17 protein-coding genes are annotated in these 17,923 nt (G+C 72.1%); 9 read left to right on the top strand and 8 right to left on the bottom strand.

Annotated features, from left to right (window positions below; translation table 11 throughout):
• Nucleotide 1: 1 nt before the first annotated feature.
• From AB8O64_RS32030 to AB8O64_RS32005, 6 genes are all read right to left on the bottom strand, one after another.
• Nucleotides 2-982, bottom strand: a complete 981-nt coding sequence (locus AB8O64_RS32030) for a diiron oxygenase (protein ID WP_370423068.1) — start codon at nucleotides 980-982, stop codon at nucleotides 2-4.
• On the bottom strand, nucleotides 979-2,304 hold the full coding sequence (ectB, locus tag AB8O64_RS32025; RefSeq protein ID WP_370423066.1) for a diaminobutyrate--2-oxoglutarate transaminase: 1,326 nt from the start codon (nucleotides 2,302-2,304) through the stop codon (nucleotides 979-981). Before ectB ends, AB8O64_RS32030 begins: the two co-directional genes overlap by 4 nt.
• Entirely contained in the window at nucleotides 2,301-3,275 is a 975-nt protein-coding gene (locus tag AB8O64_RS32020) for a 3-methyl-2-oxobutanoate hydroxymethyltransferase (RefSeq protein WP_370423065.1), read from the bottom strand. The genes ectB and AB8O64_RS32020 overlap by 4 nt, the downstream gene beginning before the upstream one ends.
• Nucleotides 3,265-4,434, bottom strand: a complete 1,170-nt coding sequence (locus tag AB8O64_RS32015; RefSeq protein WP_370423063.1) for a pyridoxal phosphate-dependent aminotransferase — start codon at nucleotides 4,432-4,434, stop codon at nucleotides 3,265-3,267. The genes AB8O64_RS32020 and AB8O64_RS32015 overlap by 11 nt, the downstream gene beginning before the upstream one ends.
• Nucleotides 4,435-4,455: 21 nt before the next feature.
• Complete coding sequence (locus tag AB8O64_RS32010) at nucleotides 4,456-5,820, bottom strand: LLM class flavin-dependent oxidoreductase (RefSeq protein ID WP_370423062.1); 1,365 nt, start codon at nucleotides 5,818-5,820, stop codon at nucleotides 4,456-4,458.
• Between the two features lie 243 nt (nucleotides 5,821-6,063).
• A complete protein-coding gene (locus tag AB8O64_RS32005; RefSeq protein ID WP_370423060.1) occupies nucleotides 6,064-6,762 on the bottom strand; it encodes a response regulator in 699 nt (232 codons plus the stop codon).
• A gap of 343 nt (nucleotides 6,763-7,105) precedes the next feature.
• Between AB8O64_RS32005 and AB8O64_RS32000 the strand changes: the two genes are divergently transcribed.
• The 4 genes from AB8O64_RS32000 to AB8O64_RS31985 all read left to right on the top strand — a co-directional run bounded on the left by AB8O64_RS32000 (nucleotide 7,106) and on the right by AB8O64_RS31985 (nucleotide 11,806).
• The gene (locus AB8O64_RS32000; RefSeq protein WP_370423058.1) at nucleotides 7,106-8,323 is read left to right on the top strand and encodes an acetyl-CoA carboxylase biotin carboxylase subunit family protein; all 1,218 of its coding nucleotides are present in this window, start codon (nucleotides 7,106-7,108) and stop codon (nucleotides 8,321-8,323) included.
• A gap of 208 nt (nucleotides 8,324-8,531) precedes the next feature.
• Nucleotides 8,532-9,326, top strand: coding sequence for a hypothetical protein (locus tag AB8O64_RS31995; protein ID WP_370423057.1), 795 nt, complete (start codon nucleotides 8,532-8,534; stop codon nucleotides 9,324-9,326).
• 89 nt (nucleotides 9,327-9,415) lie between these two features.
• Entirely contained in the window at nucleotides 9,416-10,111 is a 696-nt protein-coding gene (locus AB8O64_RS31990; protein ID WP_370423055.1) for an HAD family hydrolase, read from the top strand.
• A 342-nt stretch (nucleotides 10,112-10,453) separates the two neighbouring features.
• Nucleotides 10,454-11,806 carry an FAD-dependent oxidoreductase gene (locus AB8O64_RS31985; protein WP_370423053.1) on the top strand — a complete coding sequence of 451 codons (1,353 nt, stop codon included), beginning with the start codon at nucleotides 10,454-10,456 and terminating at the stop codon, nucleotides 11,804-11,806.
• Nucleotides 11,807-11,843: 37 nt separating this feature from the next.
• On the opposite strand, the gene AB8O64_RS31980 is transcribed toward AB8O64_RS31985, so the two are convergent.
• A complete protein-coding gene (locus tag AB8O64_RS31980) occupies nucleotides 11,844-12,209 on the bottom strand; it encodes an ArsR family transcriptional regulator (RefSeq protein ID WP_356451992.1) in 366 nt (121 codons plus the stop codon).
• Nucleotides 12,210-12,343: 134 nt separating this feature from the next.
• Between AB8O64_RS31980 and AB8O64_RS31975 the strand changes: the two genes are divergently transcribed.
• The 5 genes from AB8O64_RS31975 to AB8O64_RS31955 all read left to right on the top strand — a co-directional run bounded on the left by AB8O64_RS31975 (nucleotide 12,344) and on the right by AB8O64_RS31955 (nucleotide 16,607).
• Nucleotides 12,344-13,438: an NADH:flavin oxidoreductase/NADH oxidase gene (locus AB8O64_RS31975; RefSeq protein WP_370423051.1), complete on the top strand. Its 1,095-nt coding sequence runs from the start codon at nucleotides 12,344-12,346 to the stop codon at nucleotides 13,436-13,438.
• A gap of 147 nt (nucleotides 13,439-13,585) precedes the next feature.
• On the top strand, nucleotides 13,586-14,263 hold the full coding sequence (locus AB8O64_RS31970) for a uracil-DNA glycosylase (RefSeq protein ID WP_130881113.1): 678 nt from the start codon (nucleotides 13,586-13,588) through the stop codon (nucleotides 14,261-14,263).
• Nucleotides 14,264-14,286: 23 nt separating this feature from the next.
• On the top strand, nucleotides 14,287-14,454 hold the full coding sequence (locus tag AB8O64_RS31965) for a hypothetical protein (protein ID WP_370423049.1): 168 nt from the start codon (nucleotides 14,287-14,289) through the stop codon (nucleotides 14,452-14,454).
• A gap of 4 nt (nucleotides 14,455-14,458) precedes the next feature.
• Nucleotides 14,459-15,556, top strand: coding sequence for an N-acetylglucosamine kinase (locus tag AB8O64_RS31960; RefSeq protein ID WP_370423047.1), 1,098 nt, complete (start codon nucleotides 14,459-14,461; stop codon nucleotides 15,554-15,556).
• A 106-nt stretch (nucleotides 15,557-15,662) separates the two neighbouring features.
• The gene (locus AB8O64_RS31955) at nucleotides 15,663-16,607 is read left to right on the top strand and encodes a hypothetical protein (RefSeq protein ID WP_362209563.1); all 945 of its coding nucleotides are present in this window, start codon (nucleotides 15,663-15,665) and stop codon (nucleotides 16,605-16,607) included.
• Between the two features lie 164 nt (nucleotides 16,608-16,771).
• Here AB8O64_RS31955 and AB8O64_RS31950 read toward each other — a convergent pair whose 3' ends face one another.
• Entirely contained in the window at nucleotides 16,772-17,851 is a 1,080-nt protein-coding gene (locus tag AB8O64_RS31950; RefSeq protein WP_370423045.1) for a lactonase family protein, read from the bottom strand.
• Nucleotides 17,852-17,923: the final 72 nt, after the last annotated feature.

Genomic DNA, 17,923 nt, shown 5'->3' with positions numbered 1-17,923 from the left:
GTCACTCGGCCCCGAAGTCGAAGTCGACCTGGTCCTCGAGCTCCATCTCGCGCACGATGCGCCGCACCCCGGAGAAGTCGCGCACCAGCAGGCCGGTGCCGGCCTGGCGGCGGCAGTCCTCGACGATCTCGTCGGCCTTCTCGAACCCGGCCGCCCGCAGGATGCCGGGCCACACCGCGAAGTCCTGCTCCACGAAGGCGTGCAGCGCCTTGGGCAGCGCGTCGACGAACGTGCGGCGCTGTTCGGCGTTCATGTGCACGTACAGCGCCTTGGCGACCTCGACCATGACGGAGGAGTGCGCGGACTCGTCGCGGGCGTGCAGCCGGGGCACCAGGGCGTGCAGCGGCTGGACGGACTTGTCGCGGGAGAGCAGTTCCAGATAGGCGTTGACGCTGATCTCCGAGACGGTCGTCCACACCAGCTTCAGCAGGTCGCGCTCCCAGCGCTCCGACGCCTTCGCGTCGGCCTCCAGGAGCCGGCGGTAGGTGACCGTGTGCGGGTAGGCGGGCTCGCCGGTGATCTGCCGGACCTCGCGGGTGCGCTGCATCGCGATCATGTGCATGTAGGTGTGCCAGACCTCGTCCACATGCGTCTGCTGGACGGCGCGCTTGAGCTGGATGCCGTCGGCACCGGGAAAGGCGCCGTGCATGATCATGGCGAAGGTCGGGTTGGCGACGTACTCCTCGGCCGCGATGACCCGCTCGTTGTAGACCAGCCAGGCCATGGTGAGGACCTTCTGGCGCTGCTCGGGCGTGGCCGCGAGGTACAGGGGGTGCTCGGCGAACGGCAGCAGGTGCTCAGGGTAGTCCGGCAGCCGCTCGTCGTACTCCTCCGGCTCCGATATCTGGTCCAGGTCGGTGCGGATCGTGGCGCGCCGGGGCCAGGAGTCGGCGATCCGGCGCAGCACGGTCTCGTCGATGCCGTGTGCGTGGCCGTCCTCGTGATCGCCCTCGATGGTCTGCTCGTGCTCGGCGATGCTCAACGCAGGTCCCCTTCGGATACGTGGTCGTGTGCGGCCGACGCGATGGCGTCGGCGAGGAGGGCGAGGCCGGGCGCCAGATCTTCGGCGTCCGCCACGATCGGCGGCATGATCTTGAGGACCTGGCCGCGGGCGCCGGAGGTCTCCACCAGGAGCCCGCGGGTGAAGGCGGCCCGTGACACCCGGTCCGCGAGCGTCGGATCGGTGAAGCCGAGCCCGCGGATCAGGCCGCGGCCCAGCACGGTGCAGCCGAGGTCACCGAACGTGGCGGCCAGCTCGGTGAGCCGGTCCTCCAGGGCGGCGGCGTTGCGGCGCACCTGCGGGGCGAACTCCGGATCCGCCCAGCGGTCCAGGCAGGCCGTGGCGGTGACGAAGGCCAGGTTGTTGCCGCGGAAGGTGCCGCTGTGCTCGCCGGGGCCCAGCTGGTCGAGCTCGGGGCGGATCAGGACGAGGGCCATCGGCAGGCCGAAGCCGCTGATGGACTTGGACAGACAGATCAGGTCGGGGACGATGCCCGCCTCTTCGAAGCTGAAGAAGGTGCCGGTGCGCCCGCATCCGGCCTGGATGTCGTCGACGATCAGCAGGATGCCCCGCTCGCGCGCCACCTCGGCGAGCCTGCGCAGCCACGGCGCGCTCGCCGCGGCGAGGCCGCCCTCGCCCTGCACGGTCTCCACCACGAAGGCCGCGGGCAGGTCGATGCCGCTGCCCGGGTCGTCGAGCATGCGGGTGAGGTAGTCGATGGTGTCGACGCCTTCGCCCGCGTACCCCTCGTACGGCATCCGTGTGACGTGACCGAGCGGCACCCCGGCCGCCCCGCGCTTGAACGAGGTGGCGGACGCGGCGAGCGCGCCGAGCGAGAGGCCGTGGAAGCCGCCGGTGAAGGCGATGATGTCGGTGCGTCCGGTGACCCGCCGGGCCGTCTTGAACGCCGCCTCGACGGCGTTGGTGCCGGTCGGTCCGGTGAACTGCACGCGGTGGTCGAGCCCGCGCGGCGCGAGCACCACCTCGCGGAAGCGGTGCAGGAACGCGGCCTTGGCGCCGGTGTGCAGGTCGAGACCGTGCACCGGCCCGTCGGCCTGGAGGTAGTCGATGAGGGCGGCGCGCACCTCGGGCGGGTTGTGGCCGTAGTTCAGCGCACCGGCGCCCGACAGGAAGTCGATGTACTCGCGGCCTTCCGCGTCCCACATCCGGTGTCCCGAAGCCCGCGTGAAGACGGCGGGGAAGCGCCGGCAGTAGGTGCGTACGGCCGATTCGAGCTCGTCGAAGACGGCCGTGTCCGATCCGGGGGTCACCGGCCCTGCGGTGATCGGTTCGGCGGTGGTCATGAGGCACTCCAGGGGTCGATGCCGGTGATCTCGGCCGTCTCACGGGGGGTCAGGGCGGTGCGCGGGGAGAGCGGGAACCAGCCAGCGACGCTGAGCCGCAGCAGTTCGCGCATGCGGTCGGCGATCAGCTCCGGGGTGTACCGGTCGGGCACCTCGGCCGCGTCGATCACCGGGGTCGGCGGGAAGTAGCGGCCACCCGGGACAGGGCGTACGACGGCGTCCCACAGGTTGAGGCTCTGGCCGCCCCAGCGGGCCCGGCCGCTGAACACCGAGTACAGCGGGAGGCCTTCGGGGTGCGGCCGGCTGAGCGCCTGGTTCACGGCCTCGCTGACCATCTCGATGATCAGTCCGCAGCCGCCCGCGGCGCGGGCCCTGCGGGCCTGCGCGAAGAGCGCGAGCGCGCCGTCCAGGGCGTCGCCGTGCCGGGCCAGGCCGCCGCTCTGCGGGGTGTAGCCGAGGTGCGCCAGGGTGGGTGTGCCGGTCGCGGCCACCGCCTCGATGCAGTCGAACTCGCTCTCGCCCGCCACCTCGATCTTGACGGCGTCCGCGCCGGCCGCGACGAAACGGTCGGCGGCGGCCCGGGCCGTGGCGGGGCTGCGGGTCGCACCGTCCGGCAGGTCGGCGAGCAGGAACGGCCGCCGGGCAGCGGGGAATTCGGCGTCCAGCGCCTTGCGCACCTCGGCCACCAGGCCGGTGAGGGTGGCGAGGCCCCACTCCTGCTCGGCGTCGCCGGTCAGTGTGGTGCCGCCGCGGCCCAGGTGGGTCATGAAGTACGAGTCGCCGACCATCACGCATTCGACGGGGGCGTCGTGCAGGTCCGGCGCGCGCAGCGCCTCGGCGAGGCCCTCCACCTCGTAACCCCGATACGCGTTGATCTTGAGGCCGAGTTGTGCGGGGCTGTCGTACCGGTGCAGATACGGAGCCAGCGCGGCAGCCGCCGCCGGCCTGGCCACGGTGGTGTCAACGGTCACGGCCGCCCTCCCAGTAGATCTTGTTGATACGGCCGATGGCGTCCGTGACGACCTCTTCGGGTGCCGCGGTGAAGCAGAGCCGGGCCCAGCCGTCGCAGTGGGCGCCGAACACCCGGCCCGGTGCGAGTCCCACGCCCGCCTCGGCGCAGCGACGCACGAACTCCGCGCCGTCGCCGTACCGGCTCAGGTCGAGGAAGGTGTAGAGCCCGCCCGTGACGCGGGTGTGCGGGATCTCCAGGGCGGCGTCGGCGAGCCGCCAGGCGCGCTCGGCCGCCGCCCGGCGCCGCGCCAGCTCCTCGTCGGGGGTGGCGAGCGCCCGGAACGCGGTGTACTGCGCGGCCGTGGAGACCGAGTACAGCGTGTGCAGCGACCACTTGGTGAGGATCTCCTCCGCGCCGGGCGGCGAGATGAGGTGGCCCACGCGGGCGCCGGGCATCGCGTACGTCTTGCTGCAGCTGTGCACCGAGAAGGTGCGCTCCGCCGCGCCGGGGACGGTCGCCGTGTCGAGGAAGCCGCCGTCGCTGAAGTCGTAGTTCTCGTACGCGTTGTCGGCGATCAGCCACAGGTCGTGCCGCACGGCGAGCTCGGCGAGCGCGCCCAGGGCACGCTCGTCCAGGCGGAAGCCCGTCGGATTGTTGGGGTTGTTGAAGTAGATCGCCCGGGTGCGCGGCCCCACGGCCCGCTCGATCGCGGCGATGAAGTCGAAGTCGGGGTCCTCACTGAGCTCCAGGAAGACCGGCACCTCGCGCGGCGTCCCGCCGGCCGCCCACACCAGACCGGTCGCGAACAGCCACTGCGGGGACAGGATGAGGACCTCGTCGCCCTGCCCCAGGATGGCGTGCAGGGTCACGGCGATGGCGTGGGTGGCACCGCTCGTCACCAGGACCTGCCCGGGGTCGACGGGGGTGCCCCGGCGTCGGCTCGCGGCCTCGGCGAACGCCGAGCGCAGCGCAGGGACGCCGGGGGGCGGCGCGTGCTCGTGGGCCGCGATCCCGAACTCCGCGCGCTCCCAGGTGCCCGGCCGCGCGCAGGGCTCGAAGACGGTCTTGCCCTGCTGCAACGGCACCGGCTCGGTGTGCGCGCCGGAGCGCAGCAGCCGGTCGACGGCCACCAACGGGGAGGGCGGTATCTCACTGAGGGTTCTGGCAAAGGAAGGCATGGGGGGTGCTCACTCCTGGATTCAAAACGGGCCCGTGCTGCTGAGCGGGAGTTCGGCCGCGGCGCCGCGGGCGGGCCGGTCGATGCCGAGGTTTCCGCGCAGGGTGGTGCTCTCGTACTCGGTGCGGAACAGGCCCCGGCGCTGCAGCTCGGGCACCACGAGGTCGACGAAGTCGTCCAGGCCCTCGGGGAGCACGGGCGGCATGACGTTGAAGCCGTCGGCGGCCTCACCGGTGAACCACTCCTCCATGAGGTCGGCGACGTCCTGGGGGGTGCCGATGACGACGCGGTGGCCGCGGCCCCCGGTGAGGGACTGGTACAGCTCCCTGACCGTCAGCCCCTCGCGGCGCGCCTTGTCGTAGACGAGCTGCTGGCGGCTGGTGCTGCCCTGGGTGGGCGGCAGTTCGGGCAGCGGCTCGTCCAGCGGGAAGCCCGAGATGTCGATGTCGCCGAGGAGCTGGGTGAGCAGCCCCAAGCCGACCACCGGGTCGACCAGTTCCTGCAGTACCGCGTACTTGTCCTCGGCCTCGGCGCGGGTGCGGCCGATCACCGGGAAGAGACCGGGCATCACCTTCATCTGGTCGGCGTCGCGCCCGTAGGCGGCGGCCTGCTCCTTGATGCCGCGGTAGAACGTCCGGCCTTCGTCCAGGGTCTGCGCGGCGGTGAAGACCACCTCCGCCCAGCGGGCGGCGAAGTCCTGGCCGTCGGCGGAGGCGCCCGCCTGGATGAGCACGGGGTAACCCTGGGGCGGGCGGGCCACGTTGAGCGGACCGCGCACCGAGAAGTGCTCGCCCTTGTGGTCGAGGACGTGCAGTCCTTCGGGGTCGAAGTAGCGCCCGGACTCCTTGTCGTACCCGAAGGCGTCGTCGTCCCAGCTGTCCCACAGGCCGGTGACGACCTCCATGAACTCCCTGGCCCGGTGGTAGCGCGAGGCGTGGTCGGGCTGGGAGTCGCGGTTGAAGTTCTTCGCCTCGGCGTCCGTCACCGAGGTGACGATGTTCCAGGCGGACCGGCCGGCGCTGAGGTGGTCGATCGAGGCGAACTTCCGCGCGATGTGGAACGGTTCGTTGTACGTCGTCGACGCGGTCGCCGCGAGACCGATGTGCGTGGTGTGCACGGCGAGGGCGGACAGGAGCGTCAGCGGGTCGAACTGGAGGAAGCGGCCCCATCGGCTCAACTCGTCGGCGTTGTTGTACGGGGTGCGGATGCCCACCCCGTCGGCGACGAAGAACATGTCGAACTTGCCACGCTCGGCGGTGTGCAGGAGCTCGCGGTAGTGGGCGAAGTCCAGGCCGCCGTTCGCGCGGGCCGTGGGGTGACGCCAGGAGGCGACGTGGTAGCCGGGGGCCAGGAGAAAGGCTCCAAGACGGAGCGTACGGCGTGTCACGCCCATAGCAGGTCTCCGGTGTCCTTGCAGGTGAGGAACTTTGGATCAAGACGGACGCTAGATCAGGAGCCGAGAGGGTGACACGTTTCTGCGTGCACTGTGGTTTTACTGCGGAAAGCCGGTTCTGCTTCTTTTGCTTACCGCGCGGTAATGACCCGTTGACCCCGAGGGATCGGCGCAGGCCCCGCACCGTTCGGGGTGTGGGGCCCGGTGGCGCCGACAGGCGCCTTCGCGGAGGCGCGCTCAGCGGGGGCGCGTGCGGGAGGCGCCGTGCGCGGACTCGTAGTGGTGCTCGGGTCGGCCGGCACCCCCGTATTTCAGGGCGAGTTGAATACTGCCGCGCTCCTGGAGGTGCTTGAGGTAGCGCTGCGCGGTGGAGCGGCTCACCCCGGTGAGGTCGGCCACCTCCTGCGCGGACAGCGCCTTGCCGGCCCTGAGCAGCGCGTCGCGGATGTGCTCGGTGGTCGCCGCCGAGTACCCCTTGGGCGGCACCACCGCCTGGACCGGTGCGTGGAGCGTGCCGAAGATCTCGTCCACCTCGCCCTGCCCGAGGGAGTCTAATCGGTCGAGGCGGTCGCGCATCTGGCCGTAGGACGTCAACTTGGCCTGCAGCGCCGCGAAACCGAACGGTTTGACCAGGTACTGCAGGACGCCGTGGCGCAGCGCCGAGCTCACCTGCTCCGCCCCGCGGGCCGCCGAGACCATGATGACGTCGGTCTCGTGGCCGAGCCGACGGAGCCTGCGCACCAGCTGCAGCCCGTCCTCGTCGGGAAGGTAGTGGTCGAGCAGCATCAGATCGACGCTGCCGCGTTCGACGGCCATCAGCGCCTCGGCGGCCGTTCGGGCCCGGCCCATGACGCGGAATCCCGGAACGCGGGACACATAGCGGGAGTTGACCTCGGCGACGTAGAAGTCGTCGTCCACGACCAGCACGTCGATCACGATGCCGCTCCCGCCGCCACGAGCGGATTCCGGGGCAGTCGGTCCGTGCGCACGGCACCACCGCACGGCGGTTCGGCCGGCCGGGTCGAGCCGTCCAGAATTCGTTGAATCTTCAACTTAACCCCAGTGCATGCGCAAGATCAGAATCGTCGGTTCCTGTTCTTCCTACACCGTCAGAATGAGCAGAACAATCTTTCCGAGGTAAAGCTGAGGTATGTGCCGGGACGGCCCTGACCTGGGCTCACGCCCCTAGCCTTGAGGCCGCACGCAGCCGGTGCGTGCTCGTGGGGAGTCCTGGGAGGTGCTGGTGAGATCTGAAGCAGAACGGAATGTTCTGGCTTTCGTGGACAGCGACTATGCGGACACTCCGTACGACAAGTGGGCGGCCGATACGGGCGTACGACCGCACCTCCTGGTCTCCGCGGCGAAATTCCCGCAGTACAGCCATATTCCGGGCGCTGTCTCCCTCCCCGACTTCCGCCAGGGCGGCGAGGCGGAGCGGATGGCCCTCGAACTCGCCGAGCGCATGCCGCTCAGCGCGGTGATCGCCCGCATGGAGGGCGACCTGCTGCGCGCGGCGCGGCTGCGGGAGCTGCTCGGGGTGCCGGGCCAGGACTTCGCCAGCACCCTCGCCTTCCGCGACAAGGTCCACATGAAGACCCTGGTGCGCCGAAGCGGCCTCGAAGTACCGGAGTTCGCCCCCGTGCGCGTGGACTTCGACCTCTTCGGCTTCGTCCGCGAGCACGGCTACCCCGTGGTGGTGAAACCGGCCCTCGGCTCCGGTTCCACCGGCACCCAGGTGCTGCGCGGCCCCGCGGACCTGGCCCGCCTCCTCGCCGAAGGCCTGCCCGAACACGCCGAGGTGGAGCGGTTCGTGGAAGGCCGGATGTACGTGGTGGACGGGCTGGTGGCGGCGGGCGCACCGGTGGCCACGTTCGTCTCGCGCTATCTGAACGACTGCCTGTCCTTCCACGACGGCGTCTATCTGGGCTCGGCACAGCTCACCCGCGACCACCCGCTGACGGACCGGCTCATCGGCTATGCGCGCCAGGTCCTCGACGCGCTGCCCACTCCCGAGTGCGCCACCTTCCACCTGGAGGTCTTCCACACGCCCGACGACCGCCTCGTGCTGTGCGAGATCGGCAGCAGAACCGGCGGCGCGCTGACCTCCCCCGCCATCCACGCCGCCACCGGCTTCAACCTCGACGAGCAGTGGTTCCGGGCCCAGGTCGCCCCGCGGACCCTGACCGATGCCAGGATTCACGGCGTCGCGCCCGGACGGAGCGCGGGCTGGGTCGTCTTCTATCCCGAACGGGGCACCCTCGCGGCCCTGCCGAAGAACCCCCCGCCCTTCGTGGTGGAGGAACGCCTGCGGGCCACGGTGGGCCAGGCATACCAGGGCGGCGTGAAGTCCGCTCATTACCTGGCGGCTTACGTCCTGACCGGTGCCGACGACCAGGAGGTCGAGCGGCGCGCCCAGGAACTCGCCGAGTGGTACGCCGCGGGGGTCCGGTGGACCGGACGCCACGACGAGGACGACGACGCGTCCCTCGACCGGTAGCCGCGAACCGCGTGACGACGGCGTGCTCGCACGCGCCGCCGTGCGTCCAGGGCAGCGGGGCCGCCCTGGACGCACGGTCCGCACGGCCGGCGGCCGGCCCCGGCACCCAACGCTAGGGAAGCGTTTCTTCCATCAGCTCTGAGTCACCTTGTGTGAAACATCTGCGAATCCGGCTGGACAGCGGCGTGGCACCGTTTTTGCTCATCGCATGACTGCTCCCGGTCCCGTCGCACTGCTTCGCGACCCTTCCGCCGTTCGAGACGCACTGGTTCTCTACTCGAGCTTCTCGGCAATTCTGGCCGGCTTCGCCTTCACTGCCGTCATCGTTGTCATTTCGGTGGCCAGAGAGCGAGCAAGCGGGGCCGGCGGCGAAGAGTTGGGGGAGACGCTCGCTGTCGGGATCTCGTCGTTCTTTGCCCTCAGCGTTACCGCGGTCTCCTACGGGTCCGTCGTGGCGGTGTCCGGCGACGCCTACAGAATGCTCTTGGGGGCGCTGCTCTCAGGCACATCCCTTGCGTTTTCGTCTCTCCTGCTCACCCTGTTCATCGTCCTTCTTCTCGATGCGTTCGTGCCGGGCAGCTCGGCAGCCACATACACACGTCGCATTCTCACCCAATTCTTTCCCCTGCTCTGCTTCGCCAACTTGCAAGGGCCGCTGGAAGCGTACTTGTCGGCCGAGTTCCCGGGCGGAGCCCCGATCTCCACCAGAATCCTCCTGGGCTGCTTCCTGGTCGTACTGCTGGCCTGGAGCATCGGCGGATTCTTCATCCACCGCTGGGGCTCCTTCGTGACCCGTTTCTCCATTCCGCGATCAGGAGCCCGCTGGATGGCTCTGGGGATCCTCTGCTGCTGCGCCGCCGCCACGACCGCTGCCGCTCTCTACATGAACTTCACCGGACCGGGGGCAGTCGTCGATGTGGGTTTCATGATGGCGATCATGACGCTCGGTTTCCTCGGATTCCTCGGATTCGCGATGTGCACGTCCTTGCTGGAGCCCGCCTGACGCACCCGCGCCCGCCCCTGCCGCCCTGTACCGCTCACGGCGCGGAGTCGGGGGCGCTGAGCGGCGGGCCACCGGGGAGACTGGGCGCCATGACCGTCAAAGGTGTTCTCTTCGACTTCTCCGGAACCCTGTTCCGCATCGAATCCACCGCCTCCTGGCTGCGGTCCGTGCTCGACCGGGCCCGGATCCCCTTGGACGAGGCCGAGTTCGAACGGCTGACCCGTGACCTGGAGGCCCACGGCGCCCTGCCCGGGGGCGTCGCCCCGCGCGCGGTGCCGGCGCACCTCACCGAGGTGTGGACGGAGCGCGATCGCACCGCGGAGCAGCACCGGGCCGCGTATACCGGAATGGCCCGCGAGGTCCCGCTGCCGCGCCCGGAGCTCTACGACGCCCTGTACGCCCGTCACATGGAGCCGGCCGCCTGGCGCCCGTACGCCGACGCGGGCGCCGTGCTGGCCGAGTTGCGGCGGCGAGGTGTGCGCACCGCCGTGGTGAGCAACATCGGCTGGGATCCGCGGCCGGTCTTCCGGGAGCACGGTCTCGACGCATGGGTCGACGCGTACGTGCTCTCCTACGAACACGGCGTCCAGAAGCCGGATCCGCGGCTGTTCCGGGCGGCGTGCGAGGCGCTGGATCTGGCGCCCGAGGACGTGCTGATGGTCGGCGACGACCGGCGCGCGGACGCGGGCGCCGCCGCGGTGGGCTGCGCGGTGCACCTGGTCGACCATCTGCCGGTCGAGGAGCGTCCCGACGCGCTGCGGGCGGTGCTCGAACTGGCCGGCTGACGCGAGGCCGGGCCCATGCCGTCCACTGACTTTGGGCGATCCCCCGCGTCGCCCAAAATCAGCGGACACACCGGAGCCCGCCCTGCCGAACGGGGCGGGACACCGAGGACCTGCTGAACAGACCGGCCCGGGGGCCGGTCGCCGCAGGAGTTACAGCATGTCCCCGCGCACCGCGTCGGTCAATGAGACCCCGTGTCCGCCCTGCCTGCGGTGCGGCCCCGCGACAGGGCAGCCGGTGTCGGGGCGGCCTCGGTACCCGCCGCCGCGCCGCCACGCGTCCACCTCTCCCGTATCCCGGTTCCCGGTGCGATGCTGGACGCACCCGCGGGAAGGAGTTCCGCCGTGCTTCGCGTCGCAGTGGTCGGATCGGGACCGAGTGGGATCTTCACCGCCCAGGCCCTGGTGCAGCAGCAGAGTGTCCCCGGTGTGACGGTCGATGTGCTGGACCGGCTGCCCTGCCCGTACGGGCTCGTGCGCTACGGGGTGGCCCCCGACCACGAGAAGATCAAGTCGCTGCAGAACAATCTGCGCGCCGCCCTCGAACACCCCGCCATCTCCTTCCTCGGCAACGTCCGGGTGGGGGACGAGGCAGGGGGATTGGCGCCGCGGCGGCTGCTGGACCTCTACCACGCGGTCGTCTACTGCGTCGGCGCCGCGACCGACCGGCGCCTCGCCGTGCCCGGGGAGGATCTGCCGGGCAGCTTCTCGGCCACGGAGTTCGTCTCCTGGTACAGCGCCCACCCGGACGCGGAGCCGGGCGGGTTCGTGCTGGGGGCGCGCTCGGCGGTCGTCATCGGGGTCGGCAATGTGGCGGTGGACGTGGCCCGGGTGCTGGCGCGCGGCGCGGACGAGCTACGGGCCACCGATGTGCCGGACGCGGCGCTGGCCGCGCTCGCCGACAGCCGGGTGGCGGACATCCACATGGTCGGCCGACGCGGTCCGGGCCAGGCGAAGTTCACCACGAAGGAGCTGCGGGAGCTGGGTGCCCTGCCGGGGGCGGAGGTACTCGTGGGGGCCGAGGAAGCGGCCCTGGACCCGGCGTGGTCCGACCCGTCCGGGCTGCCGGCCGTCGGCCGGCGCAATGTGGAGGTGCTGCGGGGCTGGGCCGGGCAGCCGGCCCGGGGCCTCGCGCGCCGGATCCGGATGCGGTTCTTCCTGCGGCCCGTCGCCCTGCTCGGGGAGGACGCCGTGCGTGCGGTGCGCTTCGAGCGGACCGCGCCGGACGAGCACGGCGGGGTGGTCGGCACGGGCCGGTTCGAGGACATCGAGGCCCAGTTGGTCCTGCGGTCGGTCGGCTATCGCGGGGTGCCGATCCCGGGGCTGCCGTTCGACCCGGAGCGCGGAACCGTGCCGCATACCGGGGGGCGGGTGCTGAGGGACGGCGTGCCGTCGTCCGGCGAGTACGTCGCGGGCTGGATCAAGCGCGGGCCGACCGGCGTGATCGGCACCAATCGCTCGTGCGCCAAGGAGACGGTGACCTCGCTGCTGTCCGACGCCGAGACCCTCATGGCACGCCGGCCGGTGGGTGACCCGTACGCCGCGCTGCGGGCGGCGGGGCAGGATCCGGTGCGGTGGCCGGGCTGGCTGGGCATCGAGGCGGCGGAGGCCGCCCTCGGAGCGCGGCTGGGCCGCGGGCCGGTGAAGATCCCGGACTGGGAGGGCCTGCTCGCCGCGGCACGGGACGACCAGGCCTGACCGAAGGGCCGGCCCCGGCGCCGGAGGGCAGCGCGCCTCAGCCGTCCTCCCCCAAGCGCTCGGCCTGCCGGTCGGCCGCGGTGAGAACGCTGTCGAGAAGCCCCGGGAACAGCGCCTCCAGGTCGTCCCGGCGCAGAGCGTTCATCTTCGCCGTGCCCCGGTAGATCTGGCTGACCACACCGCACTCGCGGAGCACGCGGAAGTGGTGGGTGGTCGTCGACTTGCTGACGGGGAGCTCCAGGACGGAGCAGGACTGCTCGGTCCCGGCCGCAGCCAGGGACCGCACGACCAGCAGGCGCATGGGGTCCGACAGGGCGTGCAGCACGCTCTCGAGCCGGATGTCCTCGCGGGCGGGGTGCTCGAGGACGCGGCTGGTCGACGGGGTTGCGGACGGCGTCTGCACGGCTGCTCCTCAGGGGTCACTGCGAGGGCCCAGTATACGAGAGTCGTACGAGGATCATCGTAGTTTGACAATTCTCGTAGTACGACGGGTATCGTACGAGCCGTACCTCGGTGCACCACACGAAGGAGCCTGTCGTGAGTTCCCTGTTCGAGCCATACACCCTGCGGTCGCTGACCTTCCCCAACCGTGCCTGGATGGCGCCGATGTGCCAGTACTCCGCCGAGGTCTTCGGGCCGAACGCGGGCGTCGCGAACGACTGGCACTTCCAGCACTACGCCGCCCGCGCGGCCGGCGGCACCGGCTTGATCCTCATCGAGGCCACCGCGGTGAGCCCCGAGGGCCGGATCAGCCCGGCCGACCTCGGCCTGTGGAACGACACCCAGACCGAGGCGCTCCGCCGCGTGACGGCCTTCCTCAAGGAGCAGGGCACCGTTCCCGGCATCCAGATAGCCCACGCGGGGCGCAAGGCCTCGACCGAGCGGCCGTGGCGGGGGCGCGGCCCCGCGAGCCCGGAGGAGAGCTGGCCGGTGGCCGGGCCGAGCGCGCTGCCGTACGCGGACGACCACCAGGTGCCCGCGGAGCTGACGGTGGAGCAGATCAAGGAGATCGTGGAGCAGTTCGCGGACGCGGCGCGGCGCGCCCTGGCCGCCGGCTTCGAGGTCGTCGAGGTGCACGGCGCGCACGGTTACCTCATCCACGAGTTCCTCTCGCCGCACAGCAACCGCCGCACCGACGAGTACGGCGGCTCGTTCGACAACCGCGTCCGGTTCCCGCTGGAGGTCGTGGACGCGGTGCGCGCGGTGTGGCCCGAGGACAAGCCCGTCTTCTTCCGCGTCTCCGCGACCGACTGGCTGACAGAGAACCCCGAGGACGAGCGCGAGGGCTGGACGGCGGACGACACCGTGCGCTTCGCGCGGGAGCTGCTCGCCCACGGCGTGGACCTGCTCGACGTCTCCACCGGCGGCAACGCGCCGGCCACCCACATCCCGGTCGGCCCCGGTTACCAGGTGCCGTTCGCCCGACGGGTGAAGGAGGAGACCGGTCTGCCCGTCGCCGCGGTGGGGCTGATCACCGACCCCGAGCAGGCCGAGAAGATCATCGCCAATGGCGAGGCGGACGCGGTGCTGCTGGGCCGCGAGCTGCTGCGCGACCCCTTCTGGGCGCGCCGCGCGGCGACCGGCCTGGGCGCCGACCGGCGCATCCCCGACCAGTACGGCTGGGCCGTCTGACCTGCGGCCCGCAAGGGGGAAGGCCCGCGCTCGGCGGGCCGTCCGCCGGCAGCGGCCACCGCGCGTACGAGCGTGCGCCGGGGCTTCGTACGGACGAACACGCTCCCGTTCGTCCCGGCACAGGCTGAGCCAGTAGAGTGACGCCCCGTGGCTGCACGACCATTGAACGAGATCGTAGAAGCGGGCTGGGCCAAGGCACTTGAGCCGGTCGCCGGGCGCATCACCGCGATGGGCGACTTTCTGCGCGCCGAGATCGCGGCGGGCCGGACCTATCTGCCCTCGGGCGCGAATGTGCTGCGCGCGTTCCAGCAGCCGTTCGACGACATAAGGGTCCTGATCGTCGGTCAGGACCCCTACCCGACGCCCGGCCACGCCGTGGGACTGAGCTTCTCCGTCGCACCCGAGGTGCGGCCGCTGCCCGGCAGCCTGGAGAACATCTTCCGCGAGTTGCACACCGACCTCGGGCTGCCCCGGCCGTCCAACGGCGATCTGACGCCCTGGACCCAGCAGGGCGTCCTGCTGCTCAACCGCGCACTGACCACGGCCCCGCGCAAGCCCGCCGCGCATCGGGGCAAGGGCTGGGAAGAGGTCACCGAGCAGGCGATCCGCGCGCTCGTCGCGCGCGGTCGGCCGATGGCGGCGATCCTGTGGGGCCGCGACGCCCGCAATCTGCGACCGCTGCTCGGCGGGGTGCCCTGCGTGGAGTCCGCCCACCCCTCCCCCATGTCCGCCGATCGCGGATTCTTCGGGTCCCGGCCGTTCAGCCGGACCAATGACCTCCTCGTTCAGCAGGGGTCGGCTCCCGTCAACTGGCAGCTTCCGTGATCTTGGGCGGTAAGGTGCCCGCCATGACCACCGGCACGGACAACACGGACAACCCGCGTCGGGCGGGCGACCGGCGGCGGACGTCGGCCGGGCGTGCGCCACTGCCGGGCGCGAGCACCGTCCCGAGCGGCGTGCGCGCGGTACTCACCGGCGCCTCGACGAACGAGCGCGCCGTGCGCGACTCCGGCTGATCCCGTGGACGTCACGCCCGGGAACCCTCCGGCCGACCATCTGCGGCAGGGTCCCTCCCACGTCCTTGGCGTCGACTCGGGCGGTTCGGGCATCAGGGTCGCCCTCACCCCCGTCCGGGGTGAGGGCCCGGCCCTCACCTGGTCCTCCCCCGATCCCGCCGTCATGGGCGCCCGGGGTGTCGACGCGCACAGCCTCCTCGACCGGGTGCTGCCCGCCGCCACGCGTCTCCTGCGCGAGGCGGGCGCGGAGCGCTGCGAGGCCGTCTGCGTGGGCGCCTCCGGCATGGCCACGCTCGGCGACGATCTCCGTGCCGTACTGCCCGACGCGCTGCGCGACGCGCTCGGGGCGCGCCGGCTGGCCCTGGCCTCGGACGCGGTGACCGCCTACGCGGGCGCGCTGGGGCAGCGGCCGGGTGCGGTCGTCGCCGTCGGCACCGGGCTGGTCGCGCTCGGCACCGACCTGACGCCGGAAGGCGGCTGGCGGCGCGCGGACGGCTGGGGTCACCTCCTCGGCGACTGCGGCAGCGGAGCCTGGATCGGCCGTGCCGGGCTCGAAGCGGCGATGCGCGCGTACGACGGCCGCGAGGAGGGTGCCTCCCCCGCCCTGCTGGCCCGGCTGGAGGCCCTGTTCGGCCCCGCGCCGGAACTGCCGGGGAAGCTCTACCCGCGCGCGGACCGGCCCGCGCTGCTGGCGTCGTTCGCACCCGAGGTCGGCCGGTGCGCCGGGACCGACCCGGTCGCTGCCCGCATCCTCCAGGAGGCAGCCCGCCATATCGCCGGGGCGGCGGCGGCAGTGTGCCCCCGCCCGGATCGGGACGCACAGCGGCCACATTCGGCGCAGCCGACACATCCGGCGCACCCACCTCAGCCCGCACTCCAGGACGACCGGACCCTGCCGGTGGCTCTCACCGGCGGACTGCTCCGCATGGGTGAACCGCTCCTGACTCCACTTCATCGGGAGTTGCAATTGCAACTACCTCAGGCGCGTCTGATCACCGCCTCGGGCGATCCGCTGGGCGGGGCGTCGCTCGTGGCAGCGGCACTGGCGACGGGCACATTGCGACTACCCACCGAAGCCGGATTACTACGGATCATTTGCTGAACACATCTCCACTGATCGTATGAACCACCGAATAAATCCGGACAGACGTCGCCTAGTTGCCCCCACCCGAACGGCCCAGTCCTCCGAACGACTAACATGCGGCGCCATGAGCTCCCCCACAGGGCCCGTGTCCGGCCTGCCTGTACGAATGCCGCGCCCCCGCCAGCCTGGACGGCACCGGCGGCCGGAGCCGGCGGCTGCTCCAGCGGGTGCGCCCCCGCTGGTCCTCGCCGTACCCGGGACACCCGACCCCGCCACGCGCCTCCTCGCCGAGGAGATCCTCAGCATCGCGCGCGCCGAGCTCCCGGGGCTCGACGCGCGCATCGGCTACGTGGACGCCGACGGCGGCAGCGAGGGCTACCCCTCCCTGGACGCCGTCCTCGGCTACGCCACGGCCCAGCACGCCGCTCGCGCCAGCGAAGCCCGTGAAGAGGCCGCAGCGGACGAGAACGCCGACGCGTGGGCCGCCGGACCGGCCGCCGTCGTCGTGCCGCTGCTCGCGGGGCCCGACAGCGCCCTGCTGCGCCGCATACGCCAGTCCGTCATGAGCAGCGGCTCCGTCGTCGAGCTGACCGACGCGCTCGGCCCGCACCCGCTGCTCGCCGAAGCACTGCACGTGCGCCTCTCCGAAGCCGGCCTGGCCCGCGCCGACCGCGCGCGACTGTTTACAGTTGCAACGGCTGCGGATGGCATCATTCTGGCCACGATCGGCGGCGAGGAAGCCGTCCAGGCCGCCGGAATCACGGGCATGCTGCTCTCCGCGCGTCTCGCGGTCCCGGTCATGGCCGCCGCGCTGGACGAGGAGGGCGCGATCGCCCGTACCGCCGAGCGGCTGCGTGGCTCCGGCTCCCGGAACCTCGCCCTGGCGCCCTGCCTGATCGGTCCCGAGGTGGCCGAGACCCTCCCGGCCGTGGCCGCCCAGGAAGCAGGCTGCGCGGCGGCGGAGCCGCTGGGCGCCTACCCGGCGATCGGCAAGCTCACCCTGGCCAAGTACGCGGCCGCGCTGGGCATCGCCCCCGAGCCGTCGCTTCAGGGCGCGCCGGTGCGCTGACGCCCGTTCGGCGTCCGGATGTGGACGCCTCGCTGTTCGGAGGGGCCCTCAGGGGCCCCTCCGGTCGTTTCCGGGGCCGAGCTCCGCCGGGACCGATAGGGCCGGATCCGATCGATAAGATCCGGCCATTCGGGCACGCCCGCAGGACCGGGCGTTGCATCACTTCAGGCAAAGACCACGCAGGACGCGGCGGGCATCTTGATCGACCCGGCGCGGCGCGGCAGGCCCGTGCCGGGCTCGACGGTGAACCAGGTGACGTCGCCGGAGCGCTCATTGGCGGCGTACAGCAGGTGCCCGCCCGGGTGCGCCGACAGATCGCGGGGCCAGTGGCCGCCGCAGTCGACGGTGGCGCGGAGGCCGAGGACATCACCCGAGGCGTCGAGGGCCAGCGTGGCGATGGTGTCGTGGCCGCGGTTGGCGACCCACAGGAACCGGCCGTCGGGCGAGACCACGGGGGCCGAGGGGAAATTGGGCGCCACCGCCTCGCCCCCGGTGGCCTCCTCGGGCACGACACGCCTCTCGCCGACCGGCTCCAGGACCCCGGCCGCCGCGTCCCAGCGGCAGACCGTGACGGTCGGCTCCAGCTCGTTGAGGACGTACGCGCGGTCGCCGCGCGGGTGGAGGGCGAGATGCCGGGGGCCGGTCCCGGGGCGGAGCGGTGTCTCGCCGTGGGGCCTCGGGATGCCCGTCGCCGGGTCGAGGGCGTGGATCCACACCGAGTCCGTGCCGAGGTCGACGGCGAGCACCCAGCGCCCGGACGGATCGGGCACCACGGCGTGCGCGTGCGGGCCCTCCTGCCGGTCCGTCACGGGGCCGCCGCCCCGGTGCGGCAGGACCGCCGAGGGCGCCTCGAGCCCACCGTCGGTGCCGATGGGCAGGGCGCTGACGCTGCCCGAGCCGTAGTTGGCGGTGAGGACGTGCGTTCCGGCGGGCGCGAGGTGCGTGGGAGAGGCGCCGCCGACGGGGACGGGCGCGCCGAGCGGCTCGGGCCGGGCCGGGTCGGCGAGGGAGAAGGCGACGGCGGCTCCCTCCGCCGTCTCGCTCACCGCGTACAGCACGTCGGCGGCGGGCGAGAGCGCGAGGTAGGACGGGTTCACCACGGCGTCGGTGGCGAACACGGGCGTCAGCGCGCCGGTGGCGGGGTCGACGTCCGCGACCGTGAGGCCACGACCGCCCGCCTCCGTGAACGACCCGATGTACGCCCGCTGCCCCCGCCGACGCCCCTGCTGTCCCGTACCGGCCACCGTGCCGCCTCCCCGTCGAGCCACTGTCCGCCCGACGCTACACCGGGGCACCGACAGCGGCCGGGGTGCTCC

The sequence above is a fragment of the Streptomyces sp. QH1-20 genome (assembly GCF_041283565.1).
Lineage (GTDB): Bacteria > Actinomycetota > Actinomycetes > Streptomycetales > Streptomycetaceae > Streptomyces > Streptomyces syringius.
Note: the sequence above shows the minus strand (reverse complement) of the source record. Positions and strands in the feature narration are given on the sequence as shown.